Raw genomic sequence first — 25156 nt, 5'->3', positions numbered from 1 at the left:
AGGAAGTGGGATGCGGCCAGGGACAGAGGCTGAACTGGCCGAGGCGGTGCGCGGGGCAAATGGCCCCTTGCGCATTGTCGGGGGCGGCACGCGCGGCATCGGGCGGGCGGTGGCGGGCGAGGTGCTGGAGACTTGCGGGCTGGCCGGGATTTCGCTGTATGAACCGGGGGCGCTGACGCTGGTGGCGGGGGCGGGCACAGCCTTGGCGGAGGTGGAGGCGGCTCTGTCGGCAGAGGGGCAGCGTCTGCCGTTCGAGGTGCCGGACATGCGGGGGCTGCTGGGCACTGCGGGAGACAGCACGCTGGGTGGGGTGGTGGCGGCCAATGCCTCGGGTCCGCGGCGGTTGCAGGGGGCCTGCCGCGACAGCCTGATCGGGGTGCGGTTTGTCGATGGCATGGGCATGGTGGTGAAAAACGGCGGGCGGGTGATGAAGAATGTCACCGGCTATGATCTGGTCAAGCTGATGGCGGGGTCATGGGGGACGCTGGGGGTTCTGTCGGAGGTGGCCTTCAAGACGCTGCCGGTGCCCGAGACGGCGGCGACGCTGGTGCTGGACGGGCTGGGCGACGCGCAGGCGGTGGTGGCGATGGCGGCGGCGCTGGGATCACCCTATGAGGTGACGGGCGCGGCGCACTGGCCGGGGCAGGGCACGTTTCTGCGGATCGAGGGCTTTGCGGCATCGGTTGCCTACCGGGCCGGGCGGCTGGCAGATGTGCTGGCGGCGTTTGGTGATGTGACGGTGGAGGAGGGCGCTGCGCGCTGGCCCGGCATCCGCGATGTGGCGCCGTTTCACGGGAGGGCGGGCGACGTGTGGCGGCTGTCGGTGAAGCCGTCGGATGCGGCGGGCATCGCCGCGCGTGTGCCGGGTGACGTGCTTTATGACTGGGGTGGCGGGCTGGTCTGGGCCTTGGTGGCTGAAGGCACCGATCTGCGAGCGGTTGTCGGGCCGTTTCAGGGGCATGCGACGCTGCTAAGGGCATCCGCGGTGACGCGGGCGCATGTAGCACCCTTCCACCCGGAGCCTGCCGGAGTGGCGGCGCTGACCGCCGGTCTGCGCGCCAAGTTCGACCCGCGCGGCATCCTGAACCCCGGCCTGATGGCCTGAACGCCGGAGGGCATCATGCAGACCACCTTTACCCCCGAACAGTTGAAAGACCCCGCCATCCAGCGGTCGAACGAAATTCTGCGGTCCTGCGTGCATTGCGGGTTCTGCACGGCGACCTGCCCCACCTATCAGGTGCTGGGTGACGAACTGGACAGCCCGCGCGGGCGGATTTACCTGATAAAGGACATGCTGGAGCAAGGCCGCCCCGCCGATGCCCAGACGGTGAAACATATCGACCGCTGCCTGTCGTGTCTGGCCTGCATGACCACCTGCCCCTCGGGTGTGCATTACATGCATCTGGTCGATAATGCGCGGGAATATATCGAGAAAACCTACCGGCGGCCCTTCACCGACCGCGCCCTGCGCTGGGTGCTGGCGCTGGTGATCCCGCACCCCACGCGGTTCCGGCTGGCGCTGCTGGGGGCGAAAATGGGTCGTCCCTTTGCGCGGCTGATGCCCGATGCGCGGCTGCGGGCGATGTTGGCGATGGCGCCGAAAACCATCCCCCCGGTCAGCCGCAACGATGACCCGCAGGTGTTTGCGGCGCAAGGCCCGCGCCGGATGCGGGTGGCGCTGCTGACCGGCTGCGCGCAAAAGGCGCTGAACACCGACATCAACGATGCCACGATCCGGCTGTTGCGGCGGCTGGGCTGCGAGGTGGTGATCGCCAAGGGCATGGGCTGTTGCGGCGCGCTGACGCATCACATGGGCAAGGCGGCGCAGGCCCATGCATCGGCGGCGGCGAACATCGCGGCATGGATGGCGGAAAAGCGGGCGGCGGGGCTGGATGCCGTGGTCATCAACACCAGCGGCTGCGGCACGACGGTGAAGGATTACGGCCACATGTTCCGCAACGATCCCTTGGCGGCGGATGCGGCCATGGTGGCGGGCATGGCGATGGACATCAGCGAATTGCTGGCAAAGTTGGGTATCCCGCCCGAGTCTTTTGTATCTGGCACGGCGAAGGGCGTGAAGGTGGCCTATCACGCGGCCTGTTCGCTGCAACACGGCCAGCAGGTGAAAACCGCGCCGAAAGACCTGCTGAAACGGGCGGGCTTTACCGTGGTGGAACCTGCCGACAGCCATTTGTGCTGCGGCTCGGCGGGCACCTATAACCTGCTGCAACCCGTGATCTCGCAGCAGTTGAAGGCGCGCAAGGTGCAGACGCTGGAGGCCAAAGCCCCCGACATCATCGCGGCGGGCAATATCGGCTGCATGATGCAGATCGGCTCGGGCACCGGCATTCCGGTGGTGCATACGGTGGAATTGCTGGACTGGGCGACGGGCGGGCCGCGCCCCCGGGCACTGGCCGCGGCTGGCCCACAAGCTGCTGGCCACAGGCCATAAATCCGCCGTATACCCGGCCTAGTGAAGGGCTGGTCCAGCGGAGGTTGCCAGAAATTGCGTGTGCGGTGCAGTATGTTGCTGATGGTTCTTTCGCTGATGGTGGCCCCGGTTCAGGCACAGGAAACCGCGCTGCGCGCGTTGCAGACCGGCGATGACAGCCGGGGCTGGGAAGCGGTAGGCAAGCTGACGCTGGGGCGCAAGGGGTTTTGCACCGGGGCGCTGATCGCGCCGCAACTGGTGCTGACGGCGGCGCATTGCCTGTTCGACAAGGAGACCGGCGCGCGCATCGACGCGGCAGAGATCGAGTTTCTGGCGGGATGGCGCAACGGCCGGGCTGCTGCCTATCGCCAGGTGCGCCGCGCCGTGGCGCACCCGGAATATGTCTATGGCGGGCTGGAAAAGCTGGACCGCGTGGCGTTCGATCTGGCGCTGCTGGAGCTGGATCAGCCGATCCGCCTGCCGTCGGTCATTCCGTTTGACACCGATGCCCGACCCCAGAAGGGCGACGAGGTGGGCGTTGTCAGCTATGCGCAGGACCGGTCCGAGGCGCCCAGCCTGCAACAGGTCTGTCATGTGCTGGGCCGCCAGCCGGGCGTTCTGGTGCTGTCCTGCACGGTGGATTTCGGGTCGTCAGGCGCGCCGATCTTTGCGGTGCGCGACGGTGTGGCGCGGGTGGTTTCTGTCGTGTCGGCCAAGGCCGAGGTGGATGGCAAGCCGGTGGCGCTGGGCACCGCGCTGGAAGAGCCGCTGGCCGTGCTGATGGCCGAACTGGCAGGGGGCGGGGGCGTGGCGGCGCGGGCAGTGCCGGGGGTGCGCACCCTGTCGGGCGGTCTGGCGGGCAATGCGCAGGGCGGCGCGAAATTCGTTAAACCCGGCCAGCCCTGACCGGGGTGGCGCGCTTTCGCTGGCATCCTCCCTCTTGAAACCTGTGGCGCAGTTTCCCAAATCAGCGGTATCCGGGTGCCATGACGGGCCCGGACAACCGCCCTGCCCGTGACGGGAGGGCATCAGACATCGCTCCTGGAGGATGACATGCGCAGCTATGATTTTGCACCGCTTTACCGTGCGACCGTGGGTTTTGACCGGATCGCCGATCTGATGGACCGGGTTTTGACCAATGATGTCGCCCAGCCCACCTATCCGCCCTACAACATTGAAAAGACGGCCGAACATGCCTATCGCATCTCGGTGGCCGTGGCCGGTTTCACGCCGGATGAACTGACCGTCGAGGTCAAGGAAGGCACGTTGCACATCACCGCCCGCAAGGCGGCTGACGAGGCGAACCGCAGCTATCTGCACCGTGGCATCGCCACCCGCGCCTTTGAGCGCCGCTTTGCGCTGGCCGATCATGTGCGCGTGACGGGTGCCGCGCATGAGCACGGCATGCTGCACATCGACCTTGTGCGCGAAACCCCCGAGGCGCTGAAACCCCGGCGGATCGAGATCGCCCGCCCGGATCAGCCCAAGGCGATTGACGGCGTGGCGCAGACGGTGACGGTGTAAGGCTTCGGGCGGCGCTCATCATCCCCCGGCGGTCAATCTTCGCCAAGCCAGCGATGAAAACCGCCAAGGTTTGATGAGCGTGCCATCAAGACAAGTTGTGCAGGGCGCGCCAACTCCGGCGCGCCCTTTGCGTATCAGCGCCCGTCCAGCCCCTGCGCCAGCCGCATCAGGTTCACCGCCTCGATTCGATAGCCGAAGGGGTCGTCTCCCCGCGCCGCCAGTGCCTGCGCAATCGCCTGATCCCAGCCCCAATCGCCCAGATAGGTGGCCCCGGTCAGCAACTGGCCAAAGCCGGCAATCGCCACGCCGAAACGCACGTCGTCGGTTGCAGGCCCGGTTTCGGGCAGGATCGGCGTTTCGATCAGCGCCGAAGTCTCCTCGCCCGGGGCCTTGTAGCGCAGCCGCAGAAAGCCGAGTTCGCTGGCGTCTCCGGCGGGAGTTTCCGCCGCATAGCGCAGCGGGTCGTTCAGCAGGGCAGGGCTGCCCACCGGCGTCACCTCATAGATCGCGGTCATGGAATGGCCCGCGCCGATCTCGCCCGCATCCACGGCGTCTTTGTTGAAATCCTCACGCCGCAGGGCGCGGGTCTCGAACCCGATCAGGCGGTATTCGGCGACCGTTGCGGGGTTCCATTCCACCTGTATCTTCACGTCACCCGCGATGGGGAACAGCGCGCCGGTCAACTGGTCCACCAGCACCTTGCGGGCTTCGGACAGGGTGTCGATATAGGCGGCCTGCCCGTTGCCGTTCTGCGCCAGCGCCTGCATCGTGGCATCATCCAGATTGCCGCGACCAAAACCCAGCACCGACAGGTAGATGCCGGTATCGCGCTGCCGGGCGATGTAATCGGTCAGCGCCGCAGGGTCGCTGAGGCCCACGTTGAAATCGCCGTCGGTGGCCAGCAGCACACGGCTGACCTCGCCCGCGCCCGCCATCCTGGCGGCCGTGGCATAGGCCAGTTCCAGCCCCTCGGCCCCCGCCGTCGATCCGCCCGCTGCCAGCCTGTCCAGCGCGGCCATGATGGTGGCACTTTCGCTGGCCGCCGTGGGTTCCAGCACCAGCCCCGCCGACCCGGCATAGGCGACGATGGCCACCTGATCCTCGGGGCGCAATTGCCGCAGCATCAGCCGCAACGATTGCTGCAACAGTGGCAGCTTGTTGGCCTCGTCCATCGAACCGGAGGTGTCGATCAGGAACACCAGGTTCAGCGGCGGGCGGTCGTCCTGTGCGGGCAGGCGGCCTTGCAGCCCGATATGCACCAGTTGCTTGCCCGTGTTCCAGGGCGCGGGCAGCACGGTGACGGTGGTCGTAAAGGGGGCCTCGCCCGGGGCTGGGGCCGGATAGGCGTAGGGGAAGTAATTCACCATCTCCTCCACCCGCACGGCATCGGGCGGCGGCAGCGCCCCCGCGTTCAGGCTGGAGCGGATGATGGCATAGCTGGCGGTATCCACGTCGATGGCGAAGGTGGATACAGGCTGTTCCGCCGTCACCTTCACCGGGTTGGCATCGGCATTGGCGAAAGCCTCGGTATCCTCGGGCATCGGCATGGCGATGCCATCCGGCGCGGCCATGGTGCGGCCCTCGGGCATGAAAGCCCCGGTGCCGCTGTCCTGCGCCAGTGCGGGGGCGCCGCGCTTTGCCAGCGGCGGGGCTGGGGCGGCAGCCATAGGGGCCACTTCGCCCACCACCACGCTTTCGGCGGCCTGCAAGTCGGTGGCCTGCATGTCGGCGGAAGGGGCTTCCGATTCAGGGGCGGCGGCCATGCGGCTGCGGGCCGCGCCCGCATCGGCCTGCGGTTCGGGTGCGGGCTGGGGCAGGGTGGCGATTTCGGGCAGCGCCGGGGCCGTGGGCTGCGGCCCGTCGGCCAGCGGCAAGACGACGACAAGGCCAAGGCACAGCGCCGCGACCGATGTGGTGGCGGCAAGGGCGGCGCGCGAGGTCAGGGTGTCAAACATGGTCTGCAATCCTTTCAGAAACCCCGCCCGCGAAGGGCGGTCCTGATTGGGACGCGAGACATGGGTTGATTCTTGGAGCCCGGCCTTGGAAATCCGGTCGAAATTTTCCATCGCCAGCCGCAGCGCCGCCGCCTTTGCCCCGGCATCGGGGGCGGGTGTGGCGCGCAATGCGGCGCGCAGGGCGTCAAGATCATCGGTCATGTCCCGGTCTCCTCTGCCGCCATGGCCCGCAGGCGTTTCCTGACCTCTGACATGCGCCAGGCCACCGTGCCCTCGGACACGCCCAGCACAAGGGCGGCCTCGCCCTGTGTCAGCTCCTCGCCCAGCGTCAGCGCCACCGTGTCGCGCAGGTCGGGCGGCAGGCGGGCCATGGCGCTGGCCAGCCAATCCTGTGCCGCGCGGGCCTCGTGCATTTCGTCCTGCCGGGCGATTTCCCAATCGCCCCAGCCATTTGCCGCCCGCAGATGCGTGGCCATGCGCCGCCGCCGGTCATGGGCTGCGTTCACCGTGACACGGTAAAGCCATGTGGTGAACCGCGCCTCGCCGCGCCATGACCGCAACTTGGCGGGCAGGGCCGCACAGATGTCCTGCGTCAGATCCTCGGCCTCGGCCCGGCTGCCGGTAAGCCTGTAGGCCAGCCCGAACACCCGGTCGTAATGCCGCGCCAGCAGCGCGCCGAAAGCCGCGCGGTCGCCCGATGCGGCAGCTGTGGCAAGGGATTCATCGGGCGTTTCCATGAGCATCACGATAGGTTGGACGCAGGGGGCGGGGCAATCCTTGGCGTGGCGTGAATCTTTTGCGTTTGCGCCCGCAGGGCATTTTTCAAGCCTGCGCGGCTTTCATCGCGGCGTCGTGGGGCCGCGCTATCCGCCCAGCAGAGCCGCCACCCGCGCCGCGGCGCTGCCAATGCGCGGCGGGCGGGCCGACCACAGCACCAGGGGGCAGGGCAGGGTCGCGCGCTGGGCAAAGGGGGCGACCAGCGTTCCGGCATCCAGCGCCGGGCGCACCAGCGCCTCATGCCCGATCAGCACGCCCGCGCCATTCACCGCCTCGGCCAAAGCCAGCGCGTAGAGCGAAAACACCGGCCCGCGCGGGGCAAATTCCTGCCCCGGCAGGGCGATGGCGGCCCAGGCCGCCCAATCACCCGCCCAGGCGGTGTCGGTCAGGCAGGGCACGGCCAGCAGGTCGGCGGGGCTGTGCAGACGCGCGGCCATGGCGGGGGCGCAGACCGGAAAGATCACATCCTGCGCCAGAATGCGGCCCTCGCTTGGCGGGCGGTAGAACAGGCTCAGGTCATAGGGCGCGCGTTTCAGGTTGGGCGGGGCCTCCAGTGCCGTGATCGACACGGTGATGCCGGGCAAGCCCTCGCGGATCGCGGGCAGGCGGGGTGACAGCCACAGTTGCGCGATGGCGGGCAGGGTGGCGATATGCACGGTTCTGGGGGCCGCCTCGGCCCGCAGCCCCTGCACCGCCAGCCCAAGCCGGTCGAACGCCTCCGACAGTCCGGGCAGGGCGCGGCGGGCCAATGGCGTCAGCGTGACGCCCTGCGGCTGGCGCTGGAACAGCATGGCCCCCAGATCATCCTCCAGCGCCTTGACATGGGCCGCCACCGCGCCGGGGGTCACGCCCAGCTCATCCGCCGCCGCTGCAAAGCCGCCCAGCCGCGCGGCAGCCTCGAAGGCCCTGAGGGCATTCAGCGCAGGGGGTTTGGGGCGGGGCGGGGCGACGGGCATGGCAGCCTCAGATTTTCTACGCCTAAAGTTTTGCAAAACTGGTTTGCCGGGGCAAGGCGCAATGCGGATGATGCCCGCAATCATCGCCTTCTGGAGTGCCGAACATGACTCACCTTGCCCCCCGCCCCTGGGTGCCCGCTGCCTGCGAAACCTACATGCAGGGCATCGCCGCCCGTGTTGCCGCCCCGTCCGATGCGGTGGCCGCGCGGATCGAGGCGCTGATCGTGGCGAACCAGCAGATCCACGAACGCGATTGCTTCAACCTGAACCCGGCCACCAATGTGATGAACCCGGTGGCCGAGGCGGCATTGGCGCGCGGTCTGGGGTCGCGCCCGTCGCTGGGCTATCCCGGTGACAAGTATGAAATGGGGCTGGAGGCGATCGAGGAGATCGAGGTGATTGCCGCCGAACTGGCCTGCGAGATCTTTGGCGCGACCCACGCCGAGATTCGCTGCGCCTCGGGCGCGATGGCCAATCTTTATGGCTTCATGGCGCTGGCCAAGCCCGGTGATGCGATCATCGCGCCGCCTGCCAGCATCGGCGGCCATGTGACCCACCACGCGGCGGGCTGTGCCGGGCTTTACGGGCTGGTCACGCACAACGCCCCGGTGGATGCCGATGGCTATACGCTGGATATTCCGGCCTTGCGCGAACTGGCGGTGCGGGTGCGGCCCAAGATCATCACCGTGGGTGGCAGCCTGAACCTGTTCGCCCATCCGGTGCGCGCGGTGCGGGCCATTGCCGATGAGGTGGGCGCGCAGGTGCTGTTCGACGCGGCGCACCAGTGCGGCATCATCGCCAGCGGGGTCTGGGCCAACCCGCTGGACCAAGGCGCGCATCTGATGACGTTTTCCACCTACAAAAGCCTTGGTGGCCCGGCGGGTGGCGTGATCGTGACACGCGATGCGGCGATTGCCGAACGGCTGGATGCGATTGCCTACCCCGGCATGACGGCTAATTTCGACGCGGCCAAATCGGCCGCGCTGGCCATCACCCTGCTGGACTGGCGCGAACATGGCCGGGCTTACGGGGCGAAAATGGTGGCGGTGGCGCAGGCTTTGGCAAAGGCGCTGGCGGATGAGGGCCTGCCGGTGTTTGCGGCAGAGAGGGGCTATACCACATCGCACCAGTTCGCGGTTGTGGCGGCGGGCTTCGGCGGCGGGCAGGCGGCATCGAAAACCCTGCGCCGCGCCGGGTTTCTGGCTTGCGGCATCGGCCTGCCCATCGCCCCGGTTGCGGGCGACCTGAACGGGCTGCGCATCGGCACACCCGAACTGGTGCGCTGGGGCGTGACGGAAGCGGATGCACCCGCCCTTGCCGCGCTGATCGCCGAGGCGCTGCGGTCAAACGCACCTGAAACGCTGGCGCCCCGCGTGGCGGCGCTGAGGGCGGGATTTGACCGGCTGCATTACATCCGCAGATAGCAGGCCAGCGGCTGCAACCCGCCTGCGCCACAGCCCGGCGGCGGTGGCGGGCCTTTCCGCCGTCACCTGTCGCCAAAGCGTCAAGCCAGCGTCATTGCCGCGTTGCGGTTGCGGCGGAAGGTCCGGGTCTGACCGCCCCCCCCCGCAGGAGTATGACAATGACCCGATCCGCCCTGTTGCTTTCCGTGGCCCTGCTGCCCATGGCCGCAAGCGCCCATGCCGAAGACCTGTTTCCTGCCACGCTGGCGGGCCATGCCGTGATCCCGGCCTTTACCCTGCTGGCACCGCCCGCCGATGCCCCGCAAGATGCCTGGATCAGCGGCAAGTTCACCGGCGCGGCCCGCAACGCCCAGCCGATGACCGTGATGGGCGACACCGGCGCTAGCCATGGCAAGCGCGCCACCGGCATCAGCCTGCCCTTCATCGGCCAGCCGTTTCAGGGCATGTCGGGCTTTGCCATGAACCGTGCCGAGGATGGCGCGATCTATGCGCTGACCGACAACGGTTTTGGCACCAAGGGCAACAGCCCCGACGCGCTGCTGTTCTTCCACCGCCTGCTGCCCGATTTCGCGGCGGGCACGGTGGCCATTCAGGACACCATCTATCTGCACGACCCCGACATGAAAGTGCCGTTCCGCATCGCCTATGAAGGCACCGAGGCGCGCTATCTGACCGGCGCCGATTTCGATCCCGAAAGCATCCAGATCAACGGTGATACCGTCTGGATCGGCGAGGAATTCGGCCCCTATCTGCTCAGCGCCACGCTGGACGGGCGCATCACCGGCGTCTACCCCACGATGATGGGCGAGACCGTGCTGAAAAGCCCCGATTCGCAGGGTATCAGCGCCCTGTCGGTGGCGGGTACCGACTGGACCGTGCCGCGGTCCGGCGGGTTTGAGGGCATGGCCCTGCAACCCGGAACCGGCCTGCTGTGGGGCATGCTGGAAAAGCCGCTGCTGGGTGCCGATGGCAAACCCGAAGGCAACTTCCTGCAAGTGCTGGCCTTTGACCCGGCTGCTGCGGCATGGACAGGCCAAAGCTTCAAATTCGCGCTGGCCGAAGGGGCGACCGCCATCGGCGACTTCAACTTCATCGACGCCACCCGCGCGCTGGTGATCGAGCGTGACAATGGCGAGGGCGACCCCAGCCTGAAATGCGCGGGCGATCCTGCGCCGGATTGCTTCCCCGCCCCCGCGATGCTGAAGCGGATCGTGCTGATCGACACGGCCACCGTGGATGCCGATGGTTTCGTGCGCCGCATCGGCCATATCGACCTGATGGATATCGCAGACCCGCAGGGGCTGAACCGCCTGCCCACCGTGGCCAACCGCGACCTGACCGGCAAGATGACCTTCCCCTTCTTCACCATCGAGGATGTGATGCTGGTGGACGAGACGCATATCATGGTCGCCAACGACAACAACCTGCCCTATTCCTCGGGCCGGCAACTGGATGCAGCGGCAGACAACGAATTCATCCTGCTGAGCGTGCCGGAACTGCTGGCGGCGAAGTAACGCTGTCACGCGCCGCTTTTCGCTGTGCGGCACCCGTGCAGCGAAGATGGCCGCAGGCTTGATGAGCGGCGATGCCCGCCTACCAAAAAGCCCCCGCTGTAACGGCGGGGGCTTTGCTTTTCCCGAAGAATTTCAGGCGCGGCTGACCAGCACCTTGTCGATGCGGCGGTCGTCAAGGTCGATCACCTCGAACCGCCAGCCGCTGTGGGTGAAATGATCGCCAAGCCCCGGCATCTGCCGCATCTGGTGCAGCACGATCCCCGCCACGGTTTCATAGTCGCCCGCAATATCGCGCGGCAGATGCAGCTTTTCGCAGAATTCATCCACCGGCATCCAGCCCGCCACCAGCCAGCTGCCATCCTCACGCTCCACCATCGAGGGCTCGTCATCGCTGGTTTCGGTCAGCGTGCCGGTGATCGCCTCCAGAATGTCACCCGTGGTGATGATGCCCTCGAACGCGCCATATTCGTCATAGACCAGCGCCATGTCATGCGGCGAGGCACGCAGGATCTCGACCACCTGCAAGGCATCGGCCAGATCCGACACCACCGGCACATCGCGCATGAGCTTGGCCACATCCAGCAGTTCGCCCCGTGCCAGCGCGGCAAAGGCATCGGTCAGAAACACCACGCCCACCACATCGCCCGACACCCGGCTGCGCACCGGCAGGCGCGACCGCCCGCTTTTCTGCATGGCGGTCAGGGTTTCGGCATGGCTGGCCTCAAGCTCCAGCATTTCCACATCGCGGCGCTGGGTCATCAGGGCGGTGGCCGAACGGTCGGCCAGCCGCATGACGCCTGACAGCATCTGCCGTTCCTCGGCCTCGATCACGCCGTCCACATGCGCCTCGGCCAGCAGGGTGCGCACCTCTTCCTCGGTCACGCGGGCCTTGCCCTCGCGCGCGACACCCAGCAGCGCCAGCACGATGCGGCCAGACCAGTCCAGCAGCCAGATCAGTGGGGCCGCCACCTGTGAGATCAGCACCATCACCCCGGCCACGCGGGCCGCCACACGCTCGGGGTTCTTCAATGCGATCTGCTTGGGCACCAGCTCGCCCGCGATCAGCGACAGATAGGTCAAAAGCACCACCACCGCGCCCACACCAAAGGTATGCGCCCATTCGGCGGGCACGCCCTGCAAGGCCAGATAATCGGCAAAGCGCGCGCCCAGTGTGGCACCTGAAAACGCCCCCGACAGCACACCCACCAGCGTTATGCCGATCTGCACCGATGACAGGAACCGCCCGGGGTCTTCGCCCAGCCGCAGCGCCTTGGCCGCGCCCCGGTTTCCGGCATCGGCCAGCGGTTTCAGGCGGGCAGGGCGGGCCGAGACAACCGCAAGCTCCGACATGGCCAATCCGCCGTTGATCAGGATCAGCGCGGCGACAATCAGGATTTCGGTGAGCACGGGGTCGCCTTCTGGCTGTTGCGGATGCCGCGAGTTAGGCATTCCTTTGCGGCCGTGCAACTCCCCCCGCCAAAAGAAACGGCGGGTGTGACCGCCTCACACCCGCCGCCAGAAAACATCATCCCGCACAATCAGCCGCAGGGTCGCGCCGGCGCCGTTCAGACCGACAGGCAGATGTATTTCAGCTCCATATAATCCTCCAGCCCGTGCCGTGACCCCTCGCGGCCCAGACCGGATTGCTTGACGCCACCAAAGGGCGCGGCCTCGTTGGATATGATGCCGGTGTTCACCCCCACCATGCCATAATCCAGCGCCTCTTGCACACGGGTGATGCGGCCGATGTTCTGGGCGTAAAAATAGCTGGCAAGGCCGAAGATCGTTGCATTTGCATAGCCGATCACCTCTTCCTCGGTCTCGAACCGGAACAGGGGGGCCACCGGGCCAAAGGTTTCCTCGGTGGCCACGGCCATGTCCTGCGTCACGCCGGTGATGATCGTGGGTTCAAAGAACGAGCCCCCCAGCGCATGCCGCTTGCCGCCCGTCAGCACCGCGCCGCCCTTGGACAGCGCATCGGCGATATGATCCTCCACCTTGGTCAGCGCCTTGGTGTTCACCAAGGGCCCGGTGTCCACCCCGGCGACCAGCCCGTCGCCGATGTTCAGCTTTGCCACCGCCGCCGACAGCTTTTCGGCAAAGGCATCATAGACCCCGGCCTGCACATAGATGCGGTTGGCGCAAACGCAGGTCTGCCCATTGTTGCGGAATTTCGACGCCATCGCGCCCGCCACGGCGGCATCCAGATCGGCATCGTCGAACACGATGAAGGGCGCATTGCCGCCCAGTTCCATCGAGCATTTCAGCACCTGATCGGCGGCCTGTTTCAGCAGGATGCGCCCCACCTCGGTGGACCCGGTGAAGGTCAGCTTCCGCACCAGCGGGTTTTCGCACATCTCCTTGCCGATGGCCGAGGATTGGGTGGAGGTGACGATGGACATCAACCCCTTGGGGATGCCCGCGCGTTCGGCCAGCACCGCCAGCGCCAGCGCCGACAGCGGGGTTTCCGCCGCTGGCCGCCCGACAAAGCCGCAGCCCGCCGCCAGCGCCGGTGCCACCTTGCGCGCGATCATCGCGTTGGGAAAATTCCACGGCGTGATCGAGCCCACGACACCGATGGGCTGGCGCAGCACGGTGATGCGCTTGTCGGGCATGTGGCCGGGAATGGTCTCGCCATACACCCGCTTGCCCTCTTCGGCGAACCATTCGACATAGGACGCGCCATAGGCGATCTCGCCCCTGGCCTCGGCCACCGGCTTGCCCATTTCGGCGGTCAGGATCAGCGCCAGATCCTGCTGGTTTTCCATCATCAGGTTGAACCAGGCGCGCAACACATTGGCGCGGTCCTTGGCGGTGCGGGCCTGCCACAGCTTCTGCGTGGCATGGGCGGCGGTGATGGCGCGGGCGGTTTCGGCCCGGCCCAGATCGGGCACTGTGCAGATCACATCGCCCCGCGCGGGGTTCGTGACCTCGAAAGTCGCACCCGTGTCGGCGGCGATCCATTCGCCCGCCACATAGGCGCGGGTTTCCAGCAGGCTGGGGTCTTTCAGCAGCGAACGCAGGTCGGTGATTGAATCGAGCATGGGGGCCTCTGGTCGGATGGGCGCGGGCGGCGCCGGGTTGGGTCTGCGTGCGTGACACGCGGAAAACCTGCCGGGGCGTCGCGCGGGTTTGCCTTGGGCGCGGCGTCGGGGCAGACTGGACGCCTATGGAAAGCACGGGTGGGTGGGCGTGTCCAGTTCTGTCAGCCTCGCGCCGTATGCTTAAGATGTGTATCAAATCGGAGACAACATGGATCTGGACCGTGCCTATGCGAACGGCCCTTTCATCGCGGGGGCTGATCTTTATCCGCCGCGCTGGGCGGCGGCGGCTGCCGCGTTTCGGGATGACGGGCGCTGTGAGCCGGGGCTGGCCTATGGCCCGGGCGCACGCCAGCGGTTCGACCTGTTTCATCCGGCGGATGCGCCAAAGGGTCTGATGGTGTTCATCCACGGCGGATATTGGCTGGCCTTCGGGCGCGAGCTTTGGTCGCATCTGGCGGCGGGGGCGCTGGCGCGGGGCTGGGCCGTGGCCATGCCCAGCTACACGCTGGCCCCCGAGGCCCGGATTTCCGCGATGACGCAGGAAATTGGCGCGGCGGTTGCGGCGGCCGCGGGCCGGGTGCCCGGGCCGGTGGTGGTCACGGGCCATTCGGCGGGCGGGCATCTGGCCGCGCGCATGGGCTGCGCCGATGCGCCGCTGCCGCCCGACGTGGCGCAACGGGTGCAGCGCGTGGTGCCGATCTCGCCCCTGGCCGACCTCGCACCGCTGATGCAGACCGCGATGAACGCGAAACTCGATCTGGATGCCGAAGAGGTTGCAGCGGAAAGCCCGGCCTTCCTGCCGCGCCGCCCGGGCTGTGCCGCCCATGTCTGGGTGGGCGCGCAGGAACGCCCCGCCTTTCTGTGGCAGGCCCGGCTTTTGTCCGAAGAATGGGCCTGCCCCTGGACCATAGCCCCGGACCGCCACCATTTCGACGTGATCGACGATCTGGCCGACCCCGGCAGCGCCCTGATGGCCGTGCTGCTTGACAGGCTGTGAAAGGCTGCCGCGCCGACGCAGCACGTTCTGGCAATCTACTGCCCGGAACAATGCGGGCTAGGCCGACCCACGGCTTGCATTCTCAATGGTCAAATATCCTCGGGGGTGAGGCGCGCAGCGCCGAGGGGGCAGACAGCCCCCTGATCTTTCGCAGAAAGATCGCAGGCCAACGCGTCGCCTGACCGGCAGGCGCCCGTCAGGTGCCCGAACGGGTGCGCTCGATATACAGGCGCATTTCCTCGGCTTCGTGGCGCGCGTCGCGCAGGCCTTCCATCGCAGCGCGCAGTTCGGCTTCGGTCTGGCTGATCTGGTTTGTCAGTTCCGCCTCGCGCTGCTCGATGTAAAGCAGCGCCTGGTCGCGGGTTTCCTCGGCCTCGTGCAGATGCTGGGCCAGCCGGTCAACCTCGCTCATGTCCGCGCCGCCGATACGGGAAAACCGGCTGACCAGCCAGCAGGCAAACCAGCCCAGCCCGAAAGCCAGGAACAGGATGATGGCCGTGGCGATGATGAATTCGGTGCGGTTCATGGCCGGGCCTTCTGCGTCAGTCGGTTGCGGGGCGACGTTGCGGCTTTACGGTGTTTTCGGTAGGCGCGAAAGAGGGGCCGTCATCGGCGGCAACCCCGGGGGTGCCCTCTGGGGCGGTATCGGCTGTGGCTGCATCGGCCGCACCTTCGGCGGTTGCATCCGGCGCGGTGCCACCTTCTGCGCCTGTGGCCGTGGTATCCGCCGTGGCCTCGGCTTCGGTTGCTTCGGTTGCGGCCTCTGCCGGGGCTTCGTCAGCGGGGGCGCCTTCGGCAATGGCTGCGGGCGCTTCTGCGGACGTATCGGCAGTCTCGGACTCCGGCGCGGCATCAGAAGCGCCGGCCACCGGCTGATCAGCATCGGGCAGGGCGGGGGCGACATCGGGGGCGGCAGCCGCCGGGGCGGCGGCATCGGCATCGGGCGCATCGCCCTCTGTGGCTGCGCCAGCCTCTGCGCCATAGGGCTGCCCGGTTTCAGACCCGGTCGTTTCCGATGCGGGCGTATCGGATGCGGGCGTATCGGCAGCCGGGGCGTCGGCCTCAGGGGCTTCGGTCGCGGCATCTGCGGCGCTCTCGCCGCTGGCCTCTTTTGCTGCCGGTTCCACCGCCTCGGCCTCTGCCGTGGCATCGGCGCCGTCCGCACCGCCCGATTGCCGGGCCGGGGCTTCGGCCTGCACCGGCAGGTCCACCGGGGTGAATTCGATGCGGCGGTTCGCCTCGCGCCCCTCTTCGGTGGCATTGTCGGCCACGGGCCGCGCCTCGCCGAACCCCAGCGCCGTCAGCCCCGCGACCGAAACGCGACGCCCCTGCAAGGCCAGCACCACCGCCTCGGCCCGGGCCTGGCTCAGCGCGCGGTTGCCATCTTCGCTGCCCTGGCTGTCGGTATGGCCACCCACCACGAATTTCACGTCGGGGCATTCGCCCAGCACTTTTGCCAGCGCATCCAGCGTTTCGCGCGCCGATGCGTCGATTTCCACCGAACCCGGGGCAAAGCTGATCTTTTGCAGCGCCAGCGCCGCATTCACATCCGCCACGCATTCGGCGGGGGTGGGCAGGGCGGCCAGCGGATCAAGCTGTTCGTCATAGCGCACATCAACCTTGAAGGTCTGGCCTTGCCCCAGCTTGTCCGACAGCACCTGCGCGATGCGGGCCCGCGCCTCTTGCGCGCCGGTCACGCCGGTGATTTCCACCGTGTCGGCCCGCACCCGCAGGCTGCCCGAGGTCAGTTGGGCCAGTGATTCGAGTCCCGCCAGCACCCGCACGGGCCAGCCTTCGGGCAGGTCGGCATCCATCCGCGTGGCGATATAGACATTGGCGGCCCCGAATTGCGCCCGGGCGTAAACATCGACGGCGGCGCGCTGCATCTCATCCGTCAGCCGCCCGCGCAGTTGCACCTGGCCATCCTCGGCCAGTGTGGCGGTAAACTCGGCAGGGCCCTGCGGCACGGTGGCGGCCTTGGGCGGCAGGGTTGCCGCAAGCGAGAACACCGCCGGAAGTGCCGTCTGCAATTCGCCGATCACCCGGTCGAAATCCTCTTGCGGCACGTCATCGCCCGCCAGCAGCGACACATCGGCATCGGAAAAGGTGACGGATGCGTTGCCCAGTTCGGCGACAGCCCTTATTGCGGCCTCGGCTGCCTCGGACCAGCGGGGCGAAGGCACGCCCAGACCCACGGTGCAGGGCGTGCGCCCCTCGGCCCCCGCGGCAACGCCCGCCGCCAGAATCCGGTCGCGCGCCCTGTCGGTATCGGCGGAACAGGCGTCAAACCGCGCCCCGGCCTCATCCCGCACAAAGCGCAGGGTAAAGGGGGTCAGCACCGGGCGGGGGGCGGAAATGTCGATGGCCAGCGTCAGCCCGGGGGGCGCTTTGCGGGCCAGCTCACCCTCCAGCCGCCGCTTTTCGCTTTCGCTGTCGGAAATCGCGGTGATCGCCACCCGGTCGGCAGCCACCGAGATTTTGGAGCGTGGCAGCAGTTTCAGCGCCTCAAGGCCGTAAGCCAGCGCGGCATCCCACCCTTCCGGCGCGGGGAAGGCGGCGGTTTCCAGCATGTCGGCCACCTCAAGCCCCTGCCCAAGCGCCGCAGCAGCCTCGGCAAGCCCCGCATTGCCGCCCGCTTCGGGCAGAAGGCCGATCAGCGAGATGCCATCGTCGTTGCGCAGCATTTCCACCGAGAATCGCGGTGCCTCGATGGCGCGGACGGGAATCACCTCCAGCCCGTCGCGGATGCGGGCCGCATCCACCACGCTGCCCGCCAGGTTCACGGCACGAAAGCGCGCGGCCTCGTTCGGCGCGGTGCCTTTAAGCCAGACCTCCAGCCCGTCGGAGGACACATCGGCAAAGGTGATGCCATCAGCCAGAAGCCGCGAGTTGACCGCCGCGACCGACCGTTCCTCGATCGCACCGGCGGCCCATTGCGCCGTGCCCAAGGCCAGCGCGGCCGCGCACAGAAAGGCGGCAGGGGCCAGCAGGGCGCGTTTCATCGGCATGGGTCGGGCTTTCCTTGGGTCGCAAAGCCTGTTGCTTAGGCGGTTCGGGGGGCAGGTTCAATCAGACCGCCGCCGCAGCGGCAAGAAACAGCGCAGGGATCAGCCCCGCGTCGCGGTTCGACCGGAACAGATGCATGCAACGCGCGGGGTCTTCGGTATCCAGCCGGGTCAGTTGCCAGGCCATGTGCCAGCCAAAGCCCCAGACGCCAGCCAGCGCCAGAACCAGCGGCAGCACCCGCCCGCCGGGCAGCACCGCCAGCAGCACGGCCAGCGTCATCAGCACCACCGCCAGCACCAGAAAGCCGCGCAGCCAGAGGCGGGTATGGTTGCCAAACAGCCGCGCGGTGGATTTGACGCCGATCAGCGCGTCATCTTCCTTGTCCTGATGGGCATAGATCGTGTCATAGAACAGCGTCCATGCAATGCCGGCCAGATACAGCGCCACCGGGGCCGCAGACAGGCGGCCCGCATGCGCCGTCCAGGCCAGCAGCGCACCCCAGTTGAAGGCAAGGCCCAGAAACACCTGCGGCCACCAGGTGAACCGTTTGGCAAAGGGATAGATCGCCACCAGCAGCAGCGAGGCAAGGCCCAGAGCGATGGTGGCGGTATTGTAGCTGAACAGGATCAGGGCTGCGACAAGCGCCTGCGCCACCATCCACACCGCCGCCTGCCGGGGTGTCACCTGCCCTGAAGGGATCGGGCGGCTGCGGGTGCGGGCCACGGCGGCGTCAAAATCGCGGTCGGTGATGTCGTTCCAGGTGCAACCCGCGCCGCGCATCAGGAAAGCGCCGATGGCACAAGAGACGGCGATCCACAGATCCCAGCGTTTGAACCCGTTCGGATCGGCAATGGCGGCCAGCGCCACGCCCCAGAAACAGGGGATCAGCAGCAGCCATGTGCCGATGGGCCGGTCAGCGCGCGACAGGCGCAGATAGCCGCGCGTGGCGCGTGGCGCAAAGCGGTCCACCCAGTTGCCGGGGGCGGCATCGGCGACGGAACCCTGCGGGTGGGGGTCTGCGGTCCGTGGGTCTGGCATTCGGGGCGGCGGGGTCATAGATTGCCCTCATGGCAGATGCGAAGATACGGCTGTTTGTAGATCACCCGCTGGCTGCGGGGCAACCTGTTCCGCTGACGCAGGATCAGGCGCATTACCTGTTTGGCGTGATGCGGCTGGGGCCGGGGGCTGCGGTGCTGCTGTTCAACGGGCGGGACGGCGAATGGCGCGCGGTGGTGGCCGAGGCGGGCAAGCGCGGCGGCATGCTGGTTTGCGAGACGCAAACGGCGCCCCTGTGCCCGCCGCCCGACCTGTGGCTGCTGTTCGCGCCGATCAAGAAGGCGCGCACCGATTTCATCGTGGAAAAGGCCACCGAAATGGGCGTGGCCCGCATCATGCCGGTGCAGACCCAGCACACCAACGCTGACCGAATCAGGCAGGACCGGCTGCAGGCGCATGCGATGGAGGCAGCCGAACAATGCGGCGCCACCGCAGTGCCCGAAGTGGCGGATCTGGCCCCCCTCGACCGCGTTCTGGCCACCTGGCCCGCCGAACGGCGGCTGATGTGGGCGGATGAGGCGCTGGCAGGCCGCCCTTTTGCCCAGACGGGCGACATCGCTGGGGCAGGTGGCTCTTCCGCACTGACGGGCGACATCGCGGGGGGGCAGCGTGGCGACCCGTCAGGGTTGACAAGCGGATTCGGGGAACCCCGCGGCCCCTGGGCCGTGCTGATCGGCCCCGAGGGCGGGTTTTCAGCGCCCGAACAGGCGCGTCTGCGCGCGATGCCGCAGATCGTGCCGGTGCGTCTTGGTCCGCGCATCCTGCGCGCTGATACGGCGGCGGTGGCGGCGCTGACCCTGTGGCAGATGACCCTGGGGGACTGGATATGATGCGCGCTGCCACGCCTGACGATCTTCCGGCGCTGCTGGCCTTGTTGCATGCCGACGTGGCAGGTTCGATGTTCCCTCTGGCCAATCTGGCGGCGGAAGGGCTTTCTGCCAACGGCTTGCATGGCATGCGCGTCTGGCTTGCCGAAAAGGGCGGAACGGTCGTGGGCATGCTGGGGTTGACACGGGCGGGCGGCCTGCTGCCGCAATGGCCGCAAAGCGATTGGGCCGGTGTCCGTGCCGCGCTGGCGGGCCATGACGTGACCATGATTGTCGGGCGCGGCGCACAGGTGCCCTTGCTGCGCAGGGCGCTGGGGCTGGAAGCTGTGCCCGCCCGCCACGATGACGAAGAACCGGGCTATCAGCTGGATCTGGCAGATTTGATCCTGCCCGAACCTGACGGAAGCACCGTCGAACCGTTGACTGTGGCGCACAGGGCTGTCGTGCTGCCGTGGCGCGCGGCCTATCTGACCGAGCTTTTCGCGTTGCCCGCCGACGAAGCCGCGTCGCAGGCGGCAAAAGACGTGGATGGCTGGATCGAAAAGCGCAGCCACTGCATCCTGATGCGGGGCGGCGTTGCGTTGGCCATGTCCGGCTTCAACGCCCGTCTGCCGGACGTGGTGCAGGTGGGGGGCGTCTATACCCCGCCTGCGGTGCGCGGGCAGGGGCTGGCGCGGCGTGTGGTCGGGGGCCATCTGGCCTGGGCGCGCGCGCAGGGCGCGCAGCGCGCCGTGCTGTTTGCCGCCAATGACGCTGCGGCGGCGGCCTATCGCGCCATCGGCTTTCAGCGGCAGGGCAGCATGGCCATCGTGCAGTTTCACGCCCCGCAAAGGATCACCGCATGACCGTGCTGCGCCCCGAGGCCCTGGCCACCCTTCACCGCTGGCGCGAGGTGATCGCGGCTGCGGTGGTGGCCGTGCTGGGTCTTTGGCTGGCCAGCCAGGGCGGTCTGCTGCTGATTCCGCTGGGGCTGGCGCTGGCGGCACTGGCGGCCTTTTATGGCCTGCTGGCCCTGCGCCGCATGCGTTTTGCCCAGTCCACGACAGCGCCGGGGCTGGTAGAGGTGGACGAAGGCCAGATCGGCTACATGGGGCCCAGCTTTGGCGGGTTCGTGGCCTTGCCCGACCTGGCCGAACTGCGCCTGTTGACCTTGCACGGCCAGCGGATGTGGCGGCTGAAACAGCAGGATGGCCAGGTGCTGCTGATCCCCGTGGCGGCGGCGGGGGCGGAACGGCTGTTCGATGCCTTTGCCACGCTGCCCGGCATGGATACGCAGGCGCTGGTGGCGGCACTGTCGCCCGCCGCACCCGGCATTGCAGGATTGCCAGCGCAAGGCTCGGTCGTCGGCCCGGTGATCTGGCACCGCGCTGCGAAGGTGGCCTTGACTTGACCCGCACTTCGGGACAGGTCTTGCAGCCGTAAACAGCCCTCGATCGGAGCACGCATGTCCATTCCACAATCCGGCGGCGGGCTGATCGAAAGCTTTGACCAACTGGCGGCCTATATGGCCTCGGGCAGCAAGCCCAGGGACCAGTGGCGCATCGGGACCGAGCATGAAAAGTTCGGCTACACCCCCGACACCCTGCTGCCGCTGCCGTATGAAGGCCCCGCCAGCATCCGTGCCATGCTGGAAGGGCTGCGTGACGGTTTCGGCTGGGCCCCGGTGGAGGAGCAGGGCAAGATCATCGGCCTGACACGCGACGGTGCCAATGTGTCGCTGGAGCCGGGCGGGCAGTTTGAGCTTTCGGGTGGCATGATGGATGACATGCACCAGACCGCGGCGGAACTGGCCACCCATCTGGCCGAGGTCAAGGTGGTGGCCGACCGGATCGGCGCGCGGTTCATGGGGCTGGGGGCGGCACCCGAATGGACGCATGACCAGATGCCGGTGATGCCCAAGGGCCGTTACCGGCTGATGACCGATTACATGGGCCGTGTCGGCACCCATGGCACGCAGATGATGTATCGCACCTGCACGGTGCAGGTGAACCTCGACTTCGCGTCCGAGGCCGACATGGTGCAGAAGATGCGCGTAGCGATTGCGTTGCAACCCGTGGCCACGGCGCTGTTCGCCTCGTCGCCGTTCTTTGAGGGGCGGCTGAACGGGCATCAGTCGTGGCGCAGCCGCATCTGGCGGGGGCTGGATGATGTGCGCACCGGCATGCTGCCCTTCGTGTTCGAGGATGGTTTCGGCTTTCAGCGCTACGTTGACTATGTGCTGGATGTGCCGATGTATTTCGTCTACCGCGACGGGCATTACATCAACGCTTTGGGGCAAAGCTTCCGCGATTTCCTGAAGGGTGAACTGCCCGCATTGGCCGGCGAAAAGCCCACGCTTTCCGACTGGGCCGACCACATGACCACGGTATTCCCCGAAGCGCGGGTGAAGAAATACATCGAGATGCGCGGCGCGGATGCCGGCCCGGTCAGCCGCCTGAACGCGCTGCCCGCCTTCTGGGTGGGGCTGATGTATGACCAGAACGCGCTGGATGCCGCTTGGGATCTGGCAAAGGGCTGGGATGCGGAAACGCGCGAGGGGTTGCGTGTGGCAGCCTCGGTTTCTGGCCTCAGGGCCGAGGCGGGCGGGGTCAAGATGCTGGATCTGGCGCGCGAGGTGCTGGCGCTGTCACAGGCCGGCCTGAAGGCGCGCGCCCGGCCCGGGGCCGGGATGGCGGATGAAAGCGGCTATCTGGACGTGCTGGCCGAAAGCGTGGCCTCGGGGCGGACCTTGGCCGATGATCTGGTGGCCCGGTATGAGGGTGAGTGGGGCGGCGATCTGACGCGGGTCTATGCCGAGATGAGTTATTGATGGGCAACCGGGCAGCCGTGCCCGGTTTCTATCCGATCGCCACGCCTGACACAAAATCCCGAACCTTGTCCTCCGGCATCTCGCAGGGCCTAAGCGCATCCCCAGCGGCCAGAGCGTAGACGTTCAGGCTGATGTAATCGGCCCCGCCCAGTTCCCATGCCACCAGCTTCACGCTGCGCCCGCCCGCCAGCAGCGTCTTTTCGATGCGGTAGCGGCGGCCCTGAAACACCCCCTCGGAATAGCCCGCAGGAATGGCATCCAGCGCCGCGCGGAAGGTCACTTCTTGCCGATCTTCGGCTCGGTGCCCGCGCGCAGGCGGGCGATGTTGGCAGCGTGGCGCACGAATATCAGCAGCGTCAGCGCCGCGCCCAGCACGATCATCCGCATGTCGCCGAACCCGATCATCCACAGGGTCGAGGTCGAGGCCGCCGCCAGTGCCGCCAGCGACGACAGCCGCGACAGGAAGGCCACGGCCAGCCATGTGGCGCAACAGGCCAGACCCACCGGGAAATCCAGCGCCAGCAGGATGCCCAGGAACGTGGCCACCCCCTTGCCGCCCCTGAACCCCAGCCAGACCGGGAACAGATGGCCCAGAAACGCCGCCAGTCCCGCCAGTTGGGCCGCATCCTCACCCACCAGCCAGCGGGCCAGCAGCACGGCCACCCCGCCCTTGGCGGCATCCAGCAGCAGTGTGGCCGCCGCAGCGCCCTTGTTGCCGGTGCGCAGCACGTTGGTGGCCCCGATATTGCCCGATCCGATGCTGCGCAGGTCGCCCAGCCCCAGCGCGCGGGTGATGACCACGCCAAAGGGCACCGACCCCAGCAGGTAGGCCAGCAGCCCGGTCAGGATCAGAATCTGCATCGTGCTTGTGATCTCGGGCATCGTCAGTCCCTTTCGCCGAAAACCTGTGCGCCACCGACAAAGGTGGCCAGAACCTTACCTTCCATCCGCTGCCCGTCAAACGGGGTGTTGCGGGATTTTGACCGCAGGGTCGCGCGGTCCAGCAGAAACGGCGCGTCGGGGTCGAACAGCACCAGATCGGCGGGGGCACCCTCGGCCATGCGGCCCTGCGGCAGGCCCAGCCGCCGTGCCGGGTTCAGCGCCATGGCGCGGAACAACTGTGGCAGCGTCAGATGCCCCGCATGATAAAGCCGCATCGCGGCGGGCAGGAACGTCTCCAGCGCCACCGCGCCCGATGCCGCCTCTTCGAACGGCAGGCGTTTGGATTCCTCGTCCTGCGGGGTGTGCATGGAACAGATGATGTCGATCAGGCCCGATGCCACGGCATCAACCATCGCCAGCCGGTCCTCTTCCGCCCGCAGCGGCGGGGTAAGTTTGAAGAATGTGCGGTAATCGCCCACGTCCAGCTCGTTCAGCGTCAGGTGGTGGATGCTGATGCCCGCCGTCACGTCCAGCCCGTTGGCCTTGGCACGTTCCAGCGCGGGCAGGGCGCGGGCGGTGGTGATCTGGTCGGCGTGATACCGCGCGCCGGTCATTTCCACCAAGGCCATGTCGCGGTCAAACCCCATGCGTTCGGCCATCGGATGCACGCCGGGCAAGCCCCGCAGGCTGGCGAATTTGCCGTTGGTCACGGCGGCCCCTGCCGACAGGCCGGGGTCTTGCGGATGCCCGATCACCAGCGCGCCAAGGCTGCGGGCATAGGTCAGCGCGCGCGACAGAACCTTGGTGTCGGTGGTCACGTGATCGGCATCGGTAAAGGCCACGGCCCCGGCATCCAGCAGAAAGCCGATCTCGGTCATTTCGCGGCCCGCCCGGCCCTTGGTCAGCGCGGCCATGTGCAGGATGCGCACCGGCGATGCGGCCTCGGCCCGGCGGGTCACGAATTCCAGCACCTCGGGCGTGTCGATGGCGGGGTTGGTGTCGGGCCGCGCGATGATGGTGGTCACGCCCCCTGCCGCCGCCGCCAACCCGGCCGAGCGGAACGATTCCTTGTGCCGGTCGCCCGGTTCGCCCACTTTCACGCCCAGATCGACGATGCCGGGGGCCAGCGCCATGCCGCCACAATCGATCACCCGCGCATGTTTCGGCGCCTGCGCCGAGCCGATGGCGGCGATCAGCCGGCCATCAAGGATCACGTTGCCCTCACGTTCTGTCAGGCTTTCGGGGTCGATGATGCGGGCATTGGCAAGGAAGGTGATCATGTCAGGCGGTCCCGCAAAAAGGGTGGCGGCAAAGGGGCGTGGGCATCAACCTGCGATCCACACAACAAGGGCGACAAGGGCGAACATCACCAGCAGCGCCGCCGTGGCCACCATGCCGCCCGCGCGGGCATCTGACATGGGCGGGCGGGGCGCTGGCCGATCCGTCACGCCGCGGGCCGAGGCATCGGGCAGGGGTTCGAACCGCACGGGCGGGGTTTCCTGCGCGTAAGCGCCGATCAGGGTCAGCCTTGGGTCGGGGCGCAGGGTGGCGGGCTGGCCTGCGAAGGCAGCGGAAAACACGATCAGCAGGGGGCCCTGCACCGCATCCAGCCGGGCCTGATCGGCGGCGATCTGATCCGCGGCCACGCCATTGCCCTCGGCCAGATAGGCGGCAAGGCCGATGGCTGCGATGTCATCACTGTGGAACAGTTCGACAAAATCCGGGTCCAGATGGTCAAGCCCCAGCAGGGCTGCCATCGGATCGTGGCTGTCCTGCGGCGCATCGTCGCCCGAGAAGGCCGCGCCGGGCGTGGGGCCGGGGTCGCGCATATGGGCCATTTCGGCCAATGTCAGATCGGCGACAAAGACGCGAAGGATACCGCGTTCGCCGCGCGGCACATGCAGCGCATCGGTCATGGGTTGCTCCATCGCGTGAGGGCGCCCGGTGGCGCGGC

23 protein-coding genes are annotated in these 25156 nt (G+C 67.7%); 11 read left to right on the top strand and 12 right to left on the bottom strand.

Features of this window, described 5'->3' with window-relative positions:
- Positions 1 to 10 precede the first annotated feature (10 nt).
- From GEU84_RS07850 to GEU84_RS07835, 4 genes are all read left to right on the top strand, one after another.
- The gene (locus GEU84_RS07850; RefSeq protein WP_174539422.1) at positions 11 to 1105 is read left to right on the top strand and encodes an FAD-binding protein; all 1095 of its coding nucleotides are present in this window, start codon (positions 11 to 13) and stop codon (positions 1103 to 1105) included.
- A gap of 15 nt (positions 1106 to 1120) precedes the next feature.
- A complete protein-coding gene (gene glcF / locus GEU84_RS07845; RefSeq protein WP_174539421.1) occupies positions 1121 to 2452 on the top strand; it encodes a glycolate oxidase subunit GlcF in 1332 nt (443 codons plus the stop codon).
- 81 nt (positions 2453 to 2533) lie between these two features.
- Complete coding sequence (locus GEU84_RS07840) at positions 2534 to 3337, top strand: trypsin-like serine peptidase (RefSeq protein WP_174539724.1); 804 nt, start codon at positions 2534 to 2536, stop codon at positions 3335 to 3337.
- Between the two features lie 147 nt (positions 3338 to 3484).
- The gene (locus GEU84_RS07835; RefSeq protein WP_174539420.1) at positions 3485 to 3955 is read left to right on the top strand and encodes an Hsp20 family protein; all 471 of its coding nucleotides are present in this window, start codon (positions 3485 to 3487) and stop codon (positions 3953 to 3955) included.
- A 134-nt stretch (positions 3956 to 4089) separates the two neighbouring features.
- Here the strand turns inward: GEU84_RS07835 and GEU84_RS07830 are convergent, their stop codons facing one another.
- The 3 genes from GEU84_RS07830 to GEU84_RS07820 all read right to left on the bottom strand — a co-directional run bounded on the left by GEU84_RS07830 (position 4090) and on the right by GEU84_RS07820 (position 7643).
- On the bottom strand, positions 4090 to 6111 hold the full coding sequence (locus tag GEU84_RS07830; RefSeq protein WP_174539419.1) for a VWA domain-containing protein: 2022 nt from the start codon (positions 6109 to 6111) through the stop codon (positions 4090 to 4092).
- Positions 6108 to 6647, bottom strand: coding sequence for an RNA polymerase sigma factor (locus tag GEU84_RS07825; RefSeq protein ID WP_174539723.1), 540 nt, complete (start codon positions 6645 to 6647; stop codon positions 6108 to 6110). The genes GEU84_RS07830 and GEU84_RS07825 overlap by 4 nt, the downstream gene beginning before the upstream one ends.
- A gap of 126 nt (positions 6648 to 6773) precedes the next feature.
- Positions 6774 to 7643: a LysR family transcriptional regulator gene (locus GEU84_RS07820; RefSeq protein ID WP_174539418.1), complete on the bottom strand. Its 870-nt coding sequence runs from the start codon at positions 7641 to 7643 to the stop codon at positions 6774 to 6776.
- Between the two features lie 104 nt (positions 7644 to 7747).
- Between GEU84_RS07820 and GEU84_RS07815 the strand changes: the two genes are divergently transcribed.
- Positions 7748 to 9067: a serine hydroxymethyltransferase gene (locus GEU84_RS07815; protein WP_174539417.1), complete on the top strand. Its 1320-nt coding sequence runs from the start codon at positions 7748 to 7750 to the stop codon at positions 9065 to 9067.
- Between the two features lie 158 nt (positions 9068 to 9225).
- A complete protein-coding gene (locus GEU84_RS07810) occupies positions 9226 to 10581 on the top strand; it encodes an esterase-like activity of phytase family protein (protein ID WP_174539416.1) in 1356 nt (451 codons plus the stop codon).
- Between the two features lie 132 nt (positions 10582 to 10713).
- On the opposite strand, the gene GEU84_RS07805 is transcribed toward GEU84_RS07810, so the two are convergent.
- Together GEU84_RS07805 and GEU84_RS07800 are read right to left on the bottom strand one after the other, a co-directional pair.
- Positions 10714 to 11988, bottom strand: coding sequence for a CNNM domain-containing protein (locus GEU84_RS07805; protein ID WP_174539415.1), 1275 nt, complete (start codon positions 11986 to 11988; stop codon positions 10714 to 10716).
- A gap of 158 nt (positions 11989 to 12146) precedes the next feature.
- Positions 12147 to 13625, bottom strand: coding sequence for an NAD-dependent succinate-semialdehyde dehydrogenase (locus GEU84_RS07800; protein WP_174539414.1), 1479 nt, complete (start codon positions 13623 to 13625; stop codon positions 12147 to 12149).
- A 208-nt stretch (positions 13626 to 13833) separates the two neighbouring features.
- Between GEU84_RS07800 and GEU84_RS07795 the strand changes: the two genes are divergently transcribed.
- Entirely contained in the window at positions 13834 to 14622 is a 789-nt protein-coding gene (locus tag GEU84_RS07795) for an alpha/beta hydrolase (protein WP_174539413.1), read from the top strand.
- Positions 14623 to 14818: 196 nt separating this feature from the next.
- Here GEU84_RS07795 and GEU84_RS07790 read toward each other — a convergent pair whose 3' ends face one another.
- The 3 genes from GEU84_RS07790 to ubiA all read right to left on the bottom strand — a co-directional run bounded on the left by GEU84_RS07790 (position 14819) and on the right by ubiA (position 18666).
- Positions 14819 to 15148, bottom strand: a complete 330-nt coding sequence (locus tag GEU84_RS07790) for a hypothetical protein (protein ID WP_174539412.1) — start codon at positions 15146 to 15148, stop codon at positions 14819 to 14821.
- Positions 15149 to 15164: 16 nt separating this feature from the next.
- Positions 15165 to 17630, bottom strand: coding sequence for an OmpA family protein (locus GEU84_RS21335; RefSeq protein ID WP_174539411.1), 2466 nt, complete (start codon positions 17628 to 17630; stop codon positions 15165 to 15167).
- A 61-nt stretch (positions 17631 to 17691) separates the two neighbouring features.
- Positions 17692 to 18666 (bottom strand): 4-hydroxybenzoate octaprenyltransferase, encoded by a 975-nt coding sequence (gene ubiA / locus GEU84_RS07780; RefSeq protein WP_241427620.1) that lies wholly within the window; start codon positions 18664 to 18666, stop codon positions 17692 to 17694.
- Between the two features lie 29 nt (positions 18667 to 18695).
- Between ubiA and GEU84_RS07775 the strand changes: the two genes are divergently transcribed.
- Genes GEU84_RS07775 through GEU84_RS07760 form a run of 4 tightly spaced genes read left to right on the top strand, consistent with a single transcriptional unit; the run spans position 18696 to position 22320 of the window.
- Entirely contained in the window at positions 18696 to 19514 is an 819-nt protein-coding gene (locus GEU84_RS07775; protein ID WP_174539409.1) for a 16S rRNA (uracil(1498)-N(3))-methyltransferase, read from the top strand.
- Positions 19511 to 20356: a GNAT family N-acetyltransferase gene (locus GEU84_RS07770; protein ID WP_174539408.1), complete on the top strand. Its 846-nt coding sequence runs from the start codon at positions 19511 to 19513 to the stop codon at positions 20354 to 20356. The genes GEU84_RS07775 and GEU84_RS07770 overlap by 4 nt, the downstream gene beginning before the upstream one ends.
- Positions 20353 to 20901, top strand: a complete 549-nt coding sequence (locus GEU84_RS07765) for a hypothetical protein (RefSeq protein ID WP_174539407.1) — start codon at positions 20353 to 20355, stop codon at positions 20899 to 20901. Before GEU84_RS07770 ends, GEU84_RS07765 begins: the two co-directional genes overlap by 4 nt.
- 54 nt (positions 20902 to 20955) lie before the next feature.
- Positions 20956 to 22320 (top strand): glutamate--cysteine ligase, encoded by a 1365-nt coding sequence (locus tag GEU84_RS07760; RefSeq protein WP_174539406.1) that lies wholly within the window; start codon positions 20956 to 20958, stop codon positions 22318 to 22320.
- Positions 22321 to 22348: 28 nt separating this feature from the next.
- Here GEU84_RS07760 and GEU84_RS07755 read toward each other — a convergent pair whose 3' ends face one another.
- From GEU84_RS07755 to GEU84_RS07740, 4 genes are read right to left on the bottom strand one after another with little or no spacing between them, the layout of a single operon-like run.
- Positions 22349 to 22600 (bottom strand): hypothetical protein, encoded by a 252-nt coding sequence (locus GEU84_RS07755; protein WP_174539405.1) that lies wholly within the window; start codon positions 22598 to 22600, stop codon positions 22349 to 22351.
- The gene (gene plsY / locus GEU84_RS07750; protein ID WP_174539404.1) at positions 22597 to 23202 is read right to left on the bottom strand and encodes a glycerol-3-phosphate 1-O-acyltransferase PlsY; all 606 of its coding nucleotides are present in this window, start codon (positions 23200 to 23202) and stop codon (positions 22597 to 22599) included. The genes GEU84_RS07755 and plsY overlap by 4 nt, the downstream gene beginning before the upstream one ends.
- Positions 23203 to 23204: 2 nt before the next feature.
- Complete coding sequence (gene pyrC / locus GEU84_RS07745; protein ID WP_174539403.1) at positions 23205 to 24482, bottom strand: dihydroorotase; 1278 nt, start codon at positions 24480 to 24482, stop codon at positions 23205 to 23207.
- 45 nt (positions 24483 to 24527) lie between these two features.
- Positions 24528 to 25118 carry a hypothetical protein gene (locus tag GEU84_RS07740; RefSeq protein ID WP_174539402.1) on the bottom strand — a complete coding sequence of 197 codons (591 nt, stop codon included), beginning with the start codon at positions 25116 to 25118 and terminating at the stop codon, positions 24528 to 24530.
- Between the last annotated feature and the right edge of the window lie 38 nt (positions 25119 to 25156).

The sequence above is a fragment of the Fertoeibacter niger genome (genome assembly GCF_009380135.2).
GTDB lineage: Bacteria > Pseudomonadota > Alphaproteobacteria > Rhodobacterales > Rhodobacteraceae > Fertoeibacter > Fertoeibacter niger.
Note: the sequence above shows the minus strand (reverse complement) of the source record. Positions and strands in the feature narration are given on the sequence as shown.